The organism is Rhodococcus sp. C-2, assembly GCF_027854095.1.
GTDB lineage: Bacteria > Actinomycetota > Actinomycetes > Mycobacteriales > Mycobacteriaceae > Rhodococcus_F > Rhodococcus_F qingshengii.
The window spans coordinates 38,879-54,012 of the sequence record NZ_JAQGFI010000022.1 but is presented as its reverse complement, the minus strand read 5'-3'; the positions used below and the strand labels follow the sequence as shown (position 1 = coordinate 54,012).

Below are 15,134 nucleotides of genomic sequence, written 5' to 3'. Positions count from 1 at the left end.
TGGTGCCCCCAGTCGGACTCGAACCGACACTTGACGGATTTTAAGTTTGCTCTTCTCGACGTTTGCTGCAACCGACAAAATTGGGAACATTTACGAACCGTTGAAGCTCAACATGATTCATCTTTGTACGCTTGGCTCGATTGGCTGGTTTCAAACACGCTGCGTACCCACTGCGTACCGAAGCGCGTTCAGCGCTCAAGCAGGGGTCCGACACATATCCGTTACGACCGGTCCGTCTGGTTTGATTCAGGCATGAAGAAGACCTTCGCCGCGGTCGCGGCAATTGGAGCCGTAATCATCGCTGGCGGATGTTCCAACACAGAAACAGCGCCCACCGAGGCGGCGACAACAGAAATCACTGTGACCACGTCCGCGGCTCCGACGGCGGGGAGGCTCGCCGATGCCGCTTTTCTGGACGAACTCGACGCAAGAGGGATGCTGCCCGAAGACTCAGATTCGAGAGTCTCGCGAGGGGAGAGCATTTGCTCCAGTCTCCGAGGAAGCGGAACGGTCGAAGAAATAGTCGAGAAAATGTCGTGGAAGTACTCGGCGTCACAAGCTCGAATCATCATTTCTTCGGCCCAAAACGTGTACTGCCCGGAGACGAAGTAGTGCCGCACCGCCACGATGTTTGGCACTGGCCTTATCTACCCCTCGACTAGTGCCCAAACGGCTAAATCGCAGGGCAGGCAAAAAGTTCAGGACCCACCTTCCCTCACATGGCATCGAGGTAGGTAAGGCACGGCGGCGCACTCGCCGTGGTCACAACGTCGGCGACCGACACGAAAGGGATGGGTGGGCCACGAAAGGCGATCCGGACTCTCAGAGAACCGCTTCTGTCTCCGCTGTTCGTCGCACGCAGCGTCAAGACTCGTCAGGGGCCGAAAATCGCATCGAGGTCATGGCTTTCGCCGCGGAGCTCGCCAGCAGCGATCGCCTGCTCTGCCGTCAGCATGCCTGATGCGAGGCCGAGTACGACCATCGGTTCTGCTCGAAGGACCGTCTCGGGTTGTCCGTCGACTTCGAGCGCGACGCGAGCACCCGTTTCGTCAACGCGAACGGCGAGGTTCATGCCGTAGACCTCGAAGCCGATGCTCGCCGGTACCTCAGTTCGCTTGCCCTCCATCAGTGATTCGAGCGCGACCACCAACCAATGAGGTTGGAAACTGTCGCCATGCGGACCTGCAATCATGAGCGGCGTACTCCAGTTCACCAACTCCGTGACAGCACCGCGAAGCTCCCTTCCCCAGGCGGTGAGCGTGTAGGCCACGCTGTTGCTGTCGGTGTCGAGTTGGCGCTGAACTACACCGGATTGTTCGAGTTCCCTCAGACGCTCGGCCAGCAGGTTGGTAGAGATCCCCGGCAGGCCGGCCTGAAGTTTCCCGTAGCGGGCAGGGCCGCCGAGTAGCTCACGCACGATGAGCAGGCTCCATCTGTTGCCTACTACGTCGAGTGCCCGCGCCAACCCGCAGTACTGTCCGTAAGACCGCTTGATTGCCGACTTGTCCTCTTCAGTGCTCACCGGTCAGTCCTCCGTCTCGATTTCGTCGAAGTTGAGTGCCAACAACGTCGGTCCGGAGAGAACTCGGCCGCCCGGACCCCTGGGGAGCACGCGGCGCCGAACGGGGAAGACGAGCCCGTCGAACTCGCGGTGGTCATCGCAGTAGAGCGAAGCAGCCGCCCAGTAGCCGACGGGTTCGGCGACGAAGTCGTGACGGCGGATCAAACCCGCAGGGTCGACGTAGAAGGTCTGTCGTCGACAGTGGGTATCGATCTGTTCGGGGAATGTTGCATGGAGCCGTCGCCATGTCTGTCCTGATTCCCGCCATGGTTCACCTTCAGTGACAGCGATGTCGGCGCGGGTGAGCAGGAGCGGCGCGGTCAGGTAGTTCCACAAGGCATATCCAGCGAAGTAAGCGGTGTCGAGTGGATCCCAACGGAAATTGCGGCGGATACCGCTGCGCCCGAAAAACGCCGAACGAGGATCGATTCGGGTGGCGAACGGTTCTCCGTCGCAGGTTTCGACCGTCACATCGCCCCCGTCGAACACAGCACGATTGCCGGCTTGCGGAAAGTCACGAAGGACGGTGCGCCGCGCGGCGACGTGCACCTCGGCAGTGAAATCGGCCAGCTTGTTGCCGGCGAAGCGTGTGGGCAGCAGGCCACCTATACGTCCCCGAACTGTGATCGTCGAAACGGATTGCCAGCGTTCGGCGCCGCCATGTGCGGCCAGGACCTCGTCGATCAATTCACTCATTTAGCCTCTCCTGTCTGCTACTTCATGTTTGATTGTGGACTACAGAAGAACAAGTCGATGTAAGAACGGCGAAACAGGAGGATCGGCACATGACGACCACACAGCCTTCGGGCGGACGTCCCGCGTGGGTGGACGACGAGCTGTTCCCGTTCGAAAGCCACTTCGTGGAGTTGGACGGAAACGTCGTGCACTACGTCGACGAGGGCTCGGGTCCTACTTTGCTGATGCTGACCGGAAATCCGGTCTGGTCCTTCGTCTACAGAGAAGCGATCACCATCCTGCGAGACAGGTTCCGGTGCATCGCCGTGGACTTTCCGGGATTCGGCCTCTCGACCGGCGCACCCGGCTATCAGTACCTGGCCCGCGATCACGCGGATCTGCTCGTGTCCTTCCTCGACCGCTTGAACCTGGCGCAACTGACACTGGTCGGCCACAACTGGGGAGGCCCGTTCGGCCTGTACGCTGCCCAGCAACGACCGGACAAGTTCGAACGCCTCATCCTCACCAACACCTGGGCATGGCCGTTGAACGGTGACCTGTCCAGCGAACTGTTCTCCCGCGGCGTAGGAAACCCAGTCGGACGCGCACTGATTCGCCGGTTCAATCTGATGATCGAGTACTACATTCCCTCAGCACACAAGCGGCGAAAGCTCTCCGACGCCGAAATGGCGCACTACCGCCAGGCAATGCCCACGCCAGCACGCCGCCGCGCCTGCGCAGCCCTTCCCGGAGAACTCATCGGGGCACGTGGATTTTTCACTGACCTGGAGGACCAACTCAGCGCACTCAAGAAGCTGCCCACGCTGATCGTGTGGGCCGATGAGGACCCGATCTTCACCGACAAATACCGTCAGCGCTTCGAAGAAATCTTCCCCAACCACACCACAACGGTGCTCCCCGGAGTCGGCCATTTCCTTCAATCCGACGCACCAGCCGAGTTCAGCAACGCAATCAAGACCTGGTGGGACGAACTGGCCAGTCGCGACAGCACGGCCTCATAGAAGTCGCGGGCGCTCTTCACTCGAACGAGAAACTGCTTGCTCCACAATCGCATCCAGGATCGACATCGGGGAATGTGTAGCGACGACTGGCGGCCGCACCCTTGCGGACACACGCCACCAACGTGCAACGTCACGGGCGGATGTCAGCGGTGGTGTCGCGCCGATCATTCGCTTCCCAACGTCACAACTATGCCGTCCGAGGGGTAGATAACTTTCGGTGCTAGATCTATCGACAGAGGAATCAGATTGACATGAAAGCCCTTCTCGGATTCATCGCAGCGTTCTTGCTGATTGTCTTCGTCACGAACTATTGGCAGACGATGCTGTGGATCTTGCTGTGGGTTGTAATCGCGGCGTTCGTTATCCCGATGACGTACGAAGGCTTCAAGTTCGTGCGCGAGTACCGAGCCGACATGCGCAAGGTGAAGGCCGACTACTACGAGGGCCTCGACGAGCGCACGAATCTGCAGCATCAGCAGTACCTAGCCGGCCGCGACGAAGGCGTCTACGGGGATTACCCACCGGTGAAAATCGACTAGGCCATGCCTCTGACTAAGCCCTAGCCGGAACAACGGGCGTCTTCAGCACTGTCACGCTGCTGCAGCAGAATCGCGATGCCGCGATCCTGGTCGCGGGCCGACTCGCTGCAACGTGGCCGCGAGCAATCCGAGGACTGCCAGGGGTGCTGCGAATGCGAGCAATCCCCAGTAAGAGGACCAGTTCGCCAGCCCGATGATCGACAGACTAACGAGCGCAGCGACCGCTAACCAGGAGACCCACATTCGAGCTGCCAATGCCGCCGCCATCGGCGGTGCTGTTAACAACAGTCCCAACCCGAACAGCGGCCATATCCCCAATGCATGGACGATACGGTCATCACACCGAAAGGAAGACTGACTTTCGCCGGTCTTCGCGCACGACAAGGACACCTCAGACATAGACCACGAGGACCCTACCCACGCAACGAAAGCCAAGGCGGCCACGCCTGAGGTCCACCACACTGCTCTCCACACGTCCGCAGCCTAGCCTCCACACGTCCGCAGCCTAGCCCGGTGCAGGTCCAGCCGTTTCCGCTCGGAGTAGCTGGGATGTGATTCGGAGCGCTCTTTGCCGAATCATTACTCAAGTCGAATGCGCGTCTGGTCTCCTAGATCAATGAGATCAAAGATCGTCGTCGCCGCGGCACTTTCGCTGAGCTTCTTCACTGCTGGATGTGGAGCGTCGGACTCTACCGAATCCGAGCAGCCTCAAGACTCGGTCGTTCAATCCACGAGTCCGACAACCGAAGCCAGCCCTATTCGCAAGAAGGCGATCGGCGAAGAGGCGGCCGCAGGGTGCGTTGAAGGCGCCAGCAGAGAAACGTGCGACGTTCGATTCACGATCACCTCCATCACTCGCGGTGAATCATGTTCGGCATACTCCACTGGCATTCTCGAAATGCCAGCAAACCATGAGGTCGTCCGCTTCGATATCGAAGCGGAGACTGCGGCTGAGTTCAGCTATGCCCAGGCGAACGGCGTGTTGCTCACGCAGTACTGGAGCGTCGTCGATGCGGACGGTTTCATGGTGAAGGATCCCGATATCGCTACCGGGTGTGACGTCGACGCAAACGTCGTCTACAAGTTCCTTGAGCCAGGTACGAAACAGAGGTCGAGCGTTCCAATCATCGCGCCAGTCGGCGCGACAACGCTGCGCCTCTCCGAGCAAGGTCACGGCTGGGAATGGGAGATTCCTGCAGCGGCTGAGGCGCCGCCGGCCGTCACCACACCACAGGTTGAATCTCCCGTCGAACCCACGGTTCAGGAGTGGACACCAATAACAACCACCGTTGCCCAGAATCCCGTCGACAGCCGTCCTAACCCTTATCCGAACTCGCAGGACTCATTCGGCCGAGATACGGGAACAAGCGGGGCAACCTTGGTCGGGTGTGGCGATTGGAGTGAGTACCAGCCAGGTACAGGCATCTATTCAGACGGCTCTCTGGACTACGCCGCAGAATGCCTGCCTGGCGGGTCAATGGCGCCGAATTAGTGACGACCCACCTCAGATAGTCAACAAGACCTATGTGACACCACGTCCGCCGCGGTGCGCAGTACACCAACGATCGCGGACTATGGATGCGCCGGCGAAGTGCCTTCCTGATTCAAGAGCACCGTATGCAACCACCAATCGTGGTTCGGCCCCATGCTCGCGAAGTAGTATCGCGCGTGCACGTTCGCCTTTGCCGGCTCGGCGTGCGCGGCCCGCCTAGGTGTTACTGACGAACGCTGTAGGCGGGCCATCTGGAGTATGAAGAACTCCGTTCACTCGCACCGGGATCGGCGTCCCTGCACCATCTCCCGCGGTCCGGCGACGGATCTCGGCGAGAATTTGCTTGTTCGACAACTGCTGCAGCGACATTCTTGTCGGCGACAACGGCACGTTCTCTTCTTCAGTCATGAACCCAGCGGCGATCAACACTTCCTGCACAGTCGCATCGAACAACGCTGCGACGCGCCGCAGCACCTGCGGGGTCGGCGACCGCGCGATCGTTGTCCACTGACGCATCTGCGATGGATAGACACCCAGCGCCCGAGCTGCTTCCTCGGGACTTTCATAGCCGCGGGCGGCGATCTGGTCTTGAACCCAAGCTGCGAATCCTGACGCCATGGGTGTCATTTTCCCACGGAGTTTCTGAATGTTCGCGCAGCGAAACAGTTCGAGAGTTTCGCGCTCGGATCAGTTATCCCCATGTGCTGTGCATGAATTGGGGATAGTTCAACACTCAAGTATCTGTGACTCGGCGAAGACTGGTATCGAAACCCTCGGATCCGTAGATTTTCCTCGGCGGCATCGCTCGAACCCCCAAATTTCGAGTATGGCGTAGCCCTGCCGACGCGATCCCCCAGACAGCCGGCAGGGCACCACAAACGGTGCGCCGCTTCCGCCTCGGTTCTCGGCGCGCCCAGAGCCACCAGCGTGCTGATCACACACTCGCTGGTGGCCCGCTGACGCCAGTAAGGGTGGAATCGCCGGACTGTATAAGACCGAAAAGTATGGTTCGGGTCGTGCTACGTGTTTGCGGCGTGCGATGATTTCCGAAATGTTTACGACGGCGAAGGTGTAGAGCATGGCTGAACAGAAGCGTTCCCTCGTTGTCTACGAGGTTTCGGTGTCGGAGAGAGGTAAGCCGAAGAAGACCTTGCCCCTCGACAACTTCGACGGCAAAGGTGGTTCGGTGCTAAAACTGTTCGCCACCTACATCAAGTCGATGCCTACCGACAAGCTGATCAAGAGAAATGACCGTTACTTCGGTCAACCCTCCGAGATCGAAGCAAAGGGCTGCACTCACCGATCCAAGGTAATTTCGGGAACCTCCGGAATCATCAGCACTATCGCCAAGGCCAAGACTCCCGGCGACGCCTTCGATCGCGAGGAGGACGATATTGAGCAGATCACCTTTAACGTCGACTTCGTTCAGCCACCCAATTCCCATGTTGGCTTTCTACTCATCGAACGAGTCTCGGGACGCTCAGTGGGACAGGCCTTCCGAACAATCTTCGTCAATCTTGTGAAGAAAAAGCATCCGGAGATCATCCTTTCCCTCGCCCGGACTGCCGAGACTGACGCGTGGAAGGCTGCAGAGGAAGCAGGCGACAAAGTCTCGATCAAGAAGGTTATCGCTATCCATCGCGGGATCGACGCGAGTGCCATGCAACAGTTTGGAATCGGCGGAGTTCCACGCCAAGTTGGTGAGTATCATCAGGTCCTTCGCTTCCAGACAGAGCCTGAGTCCGGAAGTTCACTCAAAAAACTCCGAGAAGCACTCTTCCCATCGCCGCTCCCCCAAGGCATCGCGGTTACCGATGGCACGATCAGCATGTCTGCGTCCGAAGACGGTGGGGCGGATGAGGATGAAGCCGATGAGATTGTCGCCGAGGTGTCATATCCTGGCGGCGCAGTCAAAATGATCCGGTGTTCCGGGGCTCGCCCGCCCTTGATCACGTACCCCATCGACCGCTCGGCGGGGGAAGACCACGACTACGCATTCCGGCGGGAGTCACGGCGGATAGTTCAGAAACTGGTCGGGGCAACCGACGGCGTTCTAGGTGAAAAGTGGGACAATGAACCATGGACCTCGGAAGTCGAGCACTTGCCGACGTGGAAGGTAGATGAGTTCTATGAGGCTGCCGACCCCGCTCAGTAATTTTATTGCTGACGCTGTCATTGACCTCCGTGACTCAGGTCAGGGAGAGTTACGCACCACGCTGATCAAGGTCGTCTACGGCGTTCCGGTTGCTGTCGTCGCGTCCATGCTCATAATCGTGTGGCGCGGCCATTTCAATCTCTCGCCAGCCAGCATGTTCCCTGCGGCCGCGATCTTTGCTGGGGCGTTGATGGGTACGGTCTCGATGTTGTTCACACGGGTCAAGGACGCCGCTGCTGCGCCGAAAAACGCAGTCGGCCGTGACCCGGTCTACCAGGCCACGGTGGTCTTCCGCACAGCGTTGTACTGTGCAGAAGTCGCACTGGTGTTGAACGCTGCACTGCTGGTTGCAGTTCTGTTGCCTGAGGGATGGGCTAGGAACATTGCAGGCGCACTAGCGATCGGGGTTTTTACTCACCTCGGTATGCGGGTGACTCTGCTTCTCCAGGGGCTTCGTGCGCAGATGATGAACATGGCGGGAAGCCGCGCCCAACATCCGATACCGCGTAGGTAGGCAGGAATCGACAACAGGCCCCCGACCTCGAAAGGTCGGGGGTTTGCTGTGCCTCGCCGTTTGGCCCTCTGATCGAGTGGTACCCCTCAGTTGCGGCTTTTCGATGTCGGTAACACGATGAGCCGCATCGGCACACCTTCCGGGTGTCATTCCCCGGAGGTGGGCTGCCTCGCCTCAACCGGACCTACTAGGATTTTCCCTGGATCGGGCCCCCGGACAGCGAGAGTTGCATTAGCTGATGAAGTACGGCGCATACTGCACGCAATGTCGACGCTGCGGCAGCATGGTGTACGACGGCCCATGGATCTCGCCGACCGAACGGCTGAGACTGCAGCAAGATCACCGAAGTTCCTGTCCTACCGGTGTCATTCCGATCCGAGAGTCGCTCTTGACGTCGTCTCGGGTTGCCACTGCGAACCCACACATCACGCGCCCCGCCTAATTGCGACAGAGGGTGAAGTCAGAGATGAAAAGACCCCGAAGTTACGATGCGGCTACCGTTGCAGGTATCGTCGAGATGTAAACGCGTAACGATACTGTTCTTCGTTTACCAGCCCTGACGGTCCCCTATCTTGTGTGGCCGTCAGGGCTGCCCTGTTGCGAAATGAAAAACCCCGAATCTAGTTACCCTCGGCAACCATCTGTGACGGGGCAGCCGAAGCATCCAACGAACCTCGAAACGGAGATGTCGTGAAACGGACAGCACTGCGCCTCGTAACAGGAGCCCTCTTCGTCGCCGTCGTAACCCGATCACTCGGTTACCTGGCCTCGGCTCAGCCTTTCGGCGTACCTCTGGGGCACCGATCCGTGCGCTGAGGTCCTTCTCTCAACCGCAGCGACAGTCCGTCGCACGGCCTCAGCAAGGCAAGGGAAGATCAACCCGGTCCCGCAAACTGACTTATTGCAGGCATCCGCGTGCGGGTCAGTCTCAGCCGAACCGTTGCGCCCGATTCATCCCCAGATGCTGTGATTGAATTACGGAAACTGTTGTGCGCGTTAATTTCAGGCGCGTCCGGGTATACCTTTGCTGCGGTTGAAGGTTTCGGGGTTGAACCGTGACCGGGCGCCCGCCAATCGGTTGGTCAATCACCGGGAGGCGGGTCGCCCGTTTGGCGACATGACAAAAGTTACTAGTACGGAACAAAAGTTACTAGTACGGAATGTGCTCCGGCGCTCATGCGCGCGTACTTTCGATACTGAGGGCAGTTGCTGGTCGGTATTGAGAGGGGCAGCTTCCTCAGTGCCTGTCGATCTCCCTTACCAGTTCGACAGGCACACAAACGGGGGCGCTTGGCGGTTAGCCATTCGCTCCCGCAATCCACTCTCAGCCGTCTGCGCGTGCTAACTTTCCGAAGCTGACTATCGATCAGCTCCTTGGACTGCGCGTCCGCGATGTATCCGTGAATGACGCGCACGGCCCGCCGGAGAGCCGACACTCATCACCACTGGCGGGCCGACCCAGCAACAGGAGGAACCAACCTCAAAGGATTGATGCGGTGTCATTCTCGAAGGCTGTCGGGACCCCACCTACACTGCATCGCGCGGCGTCGGGAGGGTAAGAAAAGACCAGCTCGGCCCCGCCAGCCGGTGTGTTTACAGCGTTCCAGAAGCGGATATAATTCCTTTGCTGCGGCGATTCTGAGTGGGTCAGTTCAGCCGCGCAAGGCCTGCCCTCCGGCTGTCCACTCGCCGGGGGTGGGCCCTCCCCTACAAGGCTGAGAGCGGCCTCCATCCTCCCCCGAGGGTTGGGGCCGCGTTCGTTCGTTTGGTGGATTTCTGCCCGATTCCAGTGTTTGCCTAATGCTTGCCAAATACGTTCGAGAGGTCGGATTCAATCGAGGGGTCGGATCCGGCATGTGGTTGGTCATTCGCGTTGTGTGCTCAACGCGGGTGGCGTTCGACGGGACCCGGCTGCATCTGGCCGGGCCGGGTCCCCACAAGAACGACGAAAGCCCCTTCCTTACCAGGAGATGGGGGCTGAGTTACGCAGCTACGCCTTGCGGGACTTGACCCACTCGTCGACTGTTTCTTTCGTCCAGCCTTGGTTGCGGCCGATCATCGCGTCGGGCGGTGGAAATGTCTTGTACTGCTTGACGGTAGCGAGTGTGACGCCGAGGTAGTCGGCTATTTCGCCGCGCGACATGAAGCGGATCACGGCTCCTCCTTGGTTCGAGTATCCCTCATATTAGCACCCTTAAAGATGCTCGAGAAATCTCTCCGGATAAAGAAATAAACACCTTTCATATCCTGTGAACCATCCTTAAGGGTGCTATGGTTTAGGTGCAACAGCAGAGAGGAGGTGAGTGAGTGGCTGAAAGCCGAATCGCCCTGATCGTCGCAATTGCAACACTGATTGTGAACATCTGGATGGCAATCCAGAATCGGGAGCCGAGGAAGCGAGGCAAACACCGGAAGCGGAAACGCTGACCTGAGACGGGATCGGAGAGTTGGAGGCTCCCCGATCCCCCTCAAGGGTCCATCATAGAAGACAACACAGCAAGGGAGACCGAGATGCTCAAACGCAACTACGACGTCCTGGGAACAATCAGCACAGGTGCAGTCCTGGCGATCTTGTCGGCCCCCTGGCCGCTTTGGATCGTCTGGGGAGGCATCGTCGCCTACCAGGTACAGAACCGCGTGCGGTTCCGGCCGGCGTGATGCTGCCCCAGAAACGACAAACACGCCCCACTCTCACATGAGGATGGGGCGTGTTTTGTACTACAGAATGGCGAAGCCACTCCGCGTGTAGATAGTTGTTCCAAACTGGCTGATTCGGTTGTACTGAACCTTCACTCTGTCCCCGGCCGCCAGCGGGTAGCTGACCGCAGTCCCGCCGCGAACGTCATAGCCACCGATGTCGGAACTGGTGTTCACCACATTGCCGTTCACGAGGATCCGGATTGCAGACTTATTATCCGAACGGCAGTTCACATTGGCAGTCAAGATAGCGCTCGGATGACTCTTCTGAACCACGAACGAAGTGCCATCCATGATGGTGCCCGGATTGGGCGTAAAGGCAATGTCGGACCAACCTACGGGCGGAGTCTGATCGACCTCAGTGCCGCCAATGGCTACGGGCTGATCCTCCGCCGAGATGGTCATCATCGTCCGATTGGCCACAACGGTCGTAGCGAAAGCTCCGGACTGATTCCGATATCCCAGGGTCAACACATCGCCGACGGCCAGGATTGTGTTGGCCATCCCCATCAGCTGAAGAGCGCCGTTGTAGTTCACAGACCCTGCTGACTCGGTGCCAATCAACGTGCCGTTCTTGTAGATACCGAGATAGGCGGTGTTGTTGGAGGTCGTGGTGAAGTGCCCAGTAAACCCAATGCGGACAGGGCCAGACGTTGCACTGACAACGCCGTTGCCCTGAACAACCGTTCCGGGAAGTCCTGGATTGGAGATCATTCCAGGGATGGTCACCGTTGCCACTGCCGATGTCTGGAAGTTGGCGCCGAGGATGATGCCAGTGGGCGTGAAAGAGCTGAACAGAAGCTTCCACCCCGTCCCCGCCCAGAGGTGAGACGACTTGATGTTCTTCCATTCAGAACCAGTCCAATAGGCGCGTTGCGTGATTTTCTTGTACGAGTTCCCGTCCCAGGCGTGTGCAGGCATCGGCTACTCCGTCACGTGGTAAATAGCGCCCGTTATCTGGCCGGTTGTCGGCAGCGCTGTAACGATCTGGTCGAGGTCGCCACGCCTCGCAGTCGCCGACGTCGTACCTAGCGCGAGGTTCGAGTTGCCCGTTCCTGCTCCGATCGCAGCTCGGCCTGCTGCTTGGTCGACAGCCCGCATTGATGCCCGGCCCACGGCGGTTGCATCGGTGATGTCGGCCGAGGAGGTGTCCACCGCACCTGTTCTTCCGTTCACCGAAGAGACCGGCGAGGTGGGATAGGTAGCTTCCAGCCAGTTCGTCGGCACTGACGCCGGATTCGCGATCAAGCGGAAATCTGTACCTCGATCACCGCGTGTGCACCAGTCACCGCGCTCACCACCGAGAGTGATCATTCCCGCCTCGGAATAGGTCACACCGCGAAATGATGCGCGCGCCTCGGCAGGAATCTGCGCCGCCAGGATCTTGCCGGCGCCGTCGAGGTCCGCCTTCGTGGAGAGTTTCGCTGTCAGTCCGGAGACCTGTGCTTCGGTGTGCGTGTGCGTCGTCGGAGCCTTGCCGTCGAGTGCACTCTGCAGGCCGGTGACATCTGCGACGGCGTGGGAGTGAGCGGTCGGTGGGCGGGCGTCGGTCAGGCGCGAATCATCCTGCTGCACCGACGTGTCCGCCCTGTCGAGCGAGGTCTGCACGCCGGGCGATGTCTTCGCCTTGGTGACTGCCTCGTCGGCGAGCTTCGGTGTCGTGACTGCGTTGTCGAGTACGGAACCGGCAACGATGCCATCAGCCGCGTCCTCGGCCCGCTGAGCCTGTGTCGTCGCGTCCGTCACTGCCTGCTGAGACAGTTCGCGTTCGGTGACGAACTGGGCGCCGTACTGCTCGAGAGTTTGGTCGACCAGGTTGGCCGTGTTCTCGATGCTGGTCTTCGTTTGATGGACATCGGTCTGGATCTGCTCGACGTCACCCTTTGCTGTGACCACAAGATCGAGCGCGTCGGTGACAGTCTGACGGTCTGCCTCGACCGCGGAGGCTGCGGACTCGACTGTCAGACGATCCTCGGCGACCTGGGCAGCGTCCTCGGCGACGTCCTGGATTCCAGCGGCTGTCCGCACCGACAACTCCGCCGCTTCCTCAGCACGCCCAGCTGCCTCAGTGGCCTCAGCGATCGCAGGAACAGGAAGTGTGATGTCTGGTCCCTCCGACATGTCGAACACAAGGCTGTCACCGGACACGGAGATGCCGTCGACACTCCTGCCCGCAGGACCAGGAACCGTCGAATCCTTCCCTGGCGGACCCGGCGACGGGACGAGGATCCCGCCACCTCCGGACTCCTCCTCCCCCAGTGTGATTCGCTCGCCATCACTGCCTACGAGAATCATTTGTTCACCTTCTTCACCTGTCCGGTTTGCAGTTCCAACTCAGCCGTCGGCGTGGTCGTGGTGTCCTGGAACATCAGCCAGTATTTGGTTCCTGCGGCAATGGTCGCGACGACTTCGGACTCGATTTTCAGCGATGCTGTGCCGCCGACAATCGTGAACACCCACCTCACCTGTGAGGTGCCCGGATCTCCAAGAAGAAAGTACAGCTTATGCCCGTCAGGGAAGCTGGAGCCGTCTTCGAATCGATACCAGTACACGAAGTCGCCGACTGTGGGGAGGTTCAGGGCGAATTTCGGTGTGGGTGTGCGGATGTCGCCCATCAGATTCCCTTCCCGTAGATGTCGTGTGACGGCGATGCCAACGAGGTGTTGTCGCGGCTGATCAGGGTTGCGGTAGGCATATTTCGCGTAGCCTCTCCAATGAGAAGGCCCCCGCGACTGCGTCAACAGTCCGGGGGCATGTCCGACTAACAGGAGTCGATACACAGATGATAGTTACCGGCGCATTCTTTGCCGAAAAAGTTGAGGTCGTAGACGATAAAGCCAATATCATGGGCGGAATCCTCGACTACGTCACGCTGGCTGGCCCGGGCGACACGTGGGACACGAATCTGTTCCTGGTACTGCAGGCCGGTGCAGACGACGAAGAAACCGACTACACAATCTCCGTTGAAATCATTGGCCCAGGTGGTGAGACAGTCGGCACGCACGAAGTATTGGTCCCCGCTGACGCACACTCGGGAGAAAATCGCTTCTATTTCCTTAGTCTACGAATGGCATTCTCGACCCCCGGCAGGCACGTCTTTATCCTTACGGTCGGCGGCGCAATAGTGTCGGTGCCGATCCGGATCGATTTCTGACGAGCGCCCACCCTCGTCCAAGTCGAATTCGGCGATCTACGGAGACCAGCGAGGATTGACGGCGGCCGGATTCGGTTAGGGCTTGACCACCACCGCCACCACCGCCTACGCGGATGCCTACATGGATGCCGCGACATAAGTCAGCCCGTGTTCCGTCTGGTTGCTTCCTCGCTCTACGACCAAGGAGGCCGAGTAGCTTCTTCATGGTGCCTGGACCGCCTTTCCGTAGATGTCGCGCATGATGTCCGCGATGTCGGGGTCGACGTTGGCGGATGCGCTGGTGATGTCGTGGCCATGATCGGCGAGCGTTTCGAGCAGCTCGGCAGACTTAGTCTCAAGTTCTTTCGCCAGGACGTGAACTCGGATCGGCTTCGCCGCTTCGTATTCGAAGGTCGTCGGCTCATCGATCTCGGCGGGACTGTCGTCGACCACCGGATCGGGCACCACAATCTCGTAGCCGCCCGCTAGCATAAGCGCCAACGTGGCAGCATCATTCAGATCCGCTTCGTGATGCAACATGCACGAACCCGGCATGCGATCCATGTTCCGTGCCCGACCGGACGAAGTGGACGGAACCACGACAACTTCCGGTAGCTGCATCCCGAAAGACGGCTGCGCCCAGATAATCACATGGTCGGCCTGGAACAAGTGCTCTGAAAGTCGGTAGCAATTCGCCGGTCCCGCGTACCCCTTCACGTCCTCGATAATCAATGTTGCAGTCTTCACGGTTCGTCCTCTCCCAACATGTATTCGACAATCGTCACGCAACCATCAGCACCCGAACCGAAGCCGCAACCGCCGCCGCCAGCGGGGAACCCGCCAGGCTGACCAGGATTACCGCCGCCGCCCGATTGGCTTGTCTCCCACAGGAAGGCTGGCGATTCCCCAGAGCCGGTGAAAGGTCCGGAAGAACCGCCACGCTTCCCCAGGCCCGCGCCGCCGCCGCCACCTGCAAGTAGGCGAATGGATGATGAAGTGACCGCCTCTCCGCCAGTGCCACTCAATCCGCCAGCGCCACCACGCATGGTTGCCAGTCCGCCGGCCCCGCCATTGTCAGCGCCAGAGCCGCCATTGGCGATAACGTCCCAGAACGAAGAACTTCCACCATCCTGGCCATTCGTGCCGCCCGCTCCGACCACGATTTCCACGACCTGCGGAACATTCCGCGCAAACACCATGAAGCGATCCACCGCTGCGCCTCCGCCGCCGCCCGCCGCCTGATTGCCGCCGCCGCCGGCTCCCCGCAGAATCAGGTCGAACTGGTAGCAGCCATTGGGCGGAGACCATGTGAAAGTTCCTGGTGTACGGAACACTTCCATCTGCGC

General features: G+C 59.6%; 18 protein-coding genes. 8 read left to right on the top strand and 10 right to left on the bottom strand.

Annotated elements, in window-relative coordinates; genetic code table 11:
• The first annotated feature begins 252 nt into the window (after window positions 1-252).
• On the top strand, window positions 253-612 hold the full coding sequence (locus PCS43_RS33570; RefSeq protein ID WP_209909334.1) for a DUF732 domain-containing protein: 360 nt from the start codon (window positions 253-255) through the stop codon (window positions 610-612).
• 262 nt (window positions 613-874) lie between these two features.
• On the opposite strand, the gene PCS43_RS31540 is transcribed toward PCS43_RS33570, so the two are convergent.
• Together PCS43_RS31540 and PCS43_RS31535 are read right to left on the bottom strand one after the other, a co-directional pair.
• Entirely contained in the window at window positions 875-1,522 is a 648-nt protein-coding gene (locus PCS43_RS31540; protein WP_209909337.1) for a winged helix-turn-helix transcriptional regulator, read from the bottom strand.
• A 3-nt stretch (window positions 1,523-1,525) separates the two neighbouring features.
• Window positions 1,526-2,257 (bottom strand): hypothetical protein, encoded by a 732-nt coding sequence (locus PCS43_RS31535; protein ID WP_209909340.1) that lies wholly within the window; start codon window positions 2,255-2,257, stop codon window positions 1,526-1,528.
• Window positions 2,258-2,346: 89 nt separating this feature from the next.
• Here PCS43_RS31535 and PCS43_RS31530 point away from each other — a divergent pair, with 89 nt between their 5' ends.
• Window positions 2,347-3,258, top strand: coding sequence for an alpha/beta fold hydrolase (locus PCS43_RS31530; protein WP_209909343.1), 912 nt, complete (start codon window positions 2,347-2,349; stop codon window positions 3,256-3,258).
• 251 nt (window positions 3,259-3,509) lie between these two features.
• Window positions 3,510-3,797 carry a hypothetical protein gene (locus tag PCS43_RS31525; protein WP_209909346.1) on the top strand — a complete coding sequence of 96 codons (288 nt, stop codon included), beginning with the start codon at window positions 3,510-3,512 and terminating at the stop codon, window positions 3,795-3,797.
• Between the two features lie 51 nt (window positions 3,798-3,848).
• Here PCS43_RS31525 and PCS43_RS31520 read toward each other — a convergent pair whose 3' ends face one another.
• Window positions 3,849-4,115: an ABC transporter permease gene (locus PCS43_RS31520; RefSeq protein WP_270923207.1), complete on the bottom strand. Its 267-nt coding sequence runs from the start codon at window positions 4,113-4,115 to the stop codon at window positions 3,849-3,851.
• A gap of 580 nt (window positions 4,116-4,695) precedes the next feature.
• Between PCS43_RS31520 and PCS43_RS31515 the strand changes: the two genes are divergently transcribed.
• Complete coding sequence (locus tag PCS43_RS31515) at window positions 4,696-5,289, top strand: hypothetical protein (RefSeq protein WP_270923206.1); 594 nt, start codon at window positions 4,696-4,698, stop codon at window positions 5,287-5,289.
• A 216-nt stretch (window positions 5,290-5,505) separates the two neighbouring features.
• Here the strand turns inward: PCS43_RS31515 and PCS43_RS31510 are convergent, their stop codons facing one another.
• On the bottom strand, window positions 5,506-5,907 hold the full coding sequence (locus PCS43_RS31510; RefSeq protein WP_209909352.1) for a helix-turn-helix domain-containing protein: 402 nt from the start codon (window positions 5,905-5,907) through the stop codon (window positions 5,506-5,508).
• Window positions 5,908-6,367: 460 nt separating this feature from the next.
• Here PCS43_RS31510 and PCS43_RS31505 point away from each other — a divergent pair, with 460 nt between their 5' ends.
• Together PCS43_RS31505 and PCS43_RS31500 are read left to right on the top strand one after the other, a co-directional pair.
• Complete coding sequence (locus tag PCS43_RS31505; protein ID WP_209909354.1) at window positions 6,368-7,444, top strand: hypothetical protein; 1,077 nt, start codon at window positions 6,368-6,370, stop codon at window positions 7,442-7,444.
• Window positions 7,410-7,958 carry a hypothetical protein gene (locus PCS43_RS31500; RefSeq protein WP_209909357.1) on the top strand — a complete coding sequence of 183 codons (549 nt, stop codon included), beginning with the start codon at window positions 7,410-7,412 and terminating at the stop codon, window positions 7,956-7,958. Before PCS43_RS31505 ends, PCS43_RS31500 begins: the two co-directional genes overlap by 35 nt.
• A gap of 1,990 nt (window positions 7,959-9,948) precedes the next feature.
• Here the strand turns inward: PCS43_RS31500 and PCS43_RS31495 are convergent.
• Window positions 9,949-10,113, bottom strand: a complete 165-nt coding sequence (locus tag PCS43_RS31495) for a helix-turn-helix transcriptional regulator (RefSeq protein ID WP_254593732.1) — start codon at window positions 10,111-10,113, stop codon at window positions 9,949-9,951.
• 356 nt (window positions 10,114-10,469) lie between these two features.
• Here PCS43_RS31495 and PCS43_RS31490 point away from each other — a divergent pair, with 356 nt between their 5' ends.
• The gene (locus tag PCS43_RS31490) at window positions 10,470-10,616 is read left to right on the top strand and encodes a hypothetical protein (RefSeq protein ID WP_209909360.1); all 147 of its coding nucleotides are present in this window, start codon (window positions 10,470-10,472) and stop codon (window positions 10,614-10,616) included.
• 60 nt (window positions 10,617-10,676) lie between these two features.
• Here the strand turns inward: PCS43_RS31490 and PCS43_RS31485 are convergent, their stop codons facing one another.
• The 3 genes from PCS43_RS31485 to PCS43_RS31475 are packed head-to-tail and all read right to left on the bottom strand — an operon-like array spanning window position 10,677 to window position 13,270.
• Window positions 10,677-11,576, bottom strand: coding sequence for a hypothetical protein (locus PCS43_RS31485; RefSeq protein ID WP_209909363.1), 900 nt, complete (start codon window positions 11,574-11,576; stop codon window positions 10,677-10,679).
• A gap of 3 nt (window positions 11,577-11,579) precedes the next feature.
• Window positions 11,580-12,950 (bottom strand): hypothetical protein, encoded by a 1,371-nt coding sequence (locus tag PCS43_RS31480; RefSeq protein WP_209909366.1) that lies wholly within the window; start codon window positions 12,948-12,950, stop codon window positions 11,580-11,582.
• A complete protein-coding gene (locus PCS43_RS31475; RefSeq protein ID WP_270923205.1) occupies window positions 12,947-13,270 on the bottom strand; it encodes an LtfC-like domain-containing protein in 324 nt (107 codons plus the stop codon). The genes PCS43_RS31480 and PCS43_RS31475 overlap by 4 nt, the downstream gene beginning before the upstream one ends.
• Before the next feature lie 167 nt (window positions 13,271-13,437).
• Between PCS43_RS31475 and PCS43_RS31470 the strand changes: the two genes are divergently transcribed.
• Entirely contained in the window at window positions 13,438-13,809 is a 372-nt protein-coding gene (locus PCS43_RS31470; protein WP_209909372.1) for a hypothetical protein, read from the top strand.
• Between the two features lie 201 nt (window positions 13,810-14,010).
• On the opposite strand, the gene PCS43_RS31465 is transcribed toward PCS43_RS31470, so the two are convergent.
• Complete coding sequence (locus PCS43_RS31465) at window positions 14,011-14,535, bottom strand: translation initiation factor IF-2 N-terminal domain-containing protein (RefSeq protein WP_209909375.1); 525 nt, start codon at window positions 14,533-14,535, stop codon at window positions 14,011-14,013.
• The gene (locus PCS43_RS31460) at window positions 14,532-15,128 is read right to left on the bottom strand and encodes a glycine-rich domain-containing protein (protein WP_209909378.1); all 597 of its coding nucleotides are present in this window, start codon (window positions 15,126-15,128) and stop codon (window positions 14,532-14,534) included. The genes PCS43_RS31465 and PCS43_RS31460 overlap by 4 nt, the downstream gene beginning before the upstream one ends.
• Window positions 15,129-15,134: the final 6 nt, after the last annotated feature.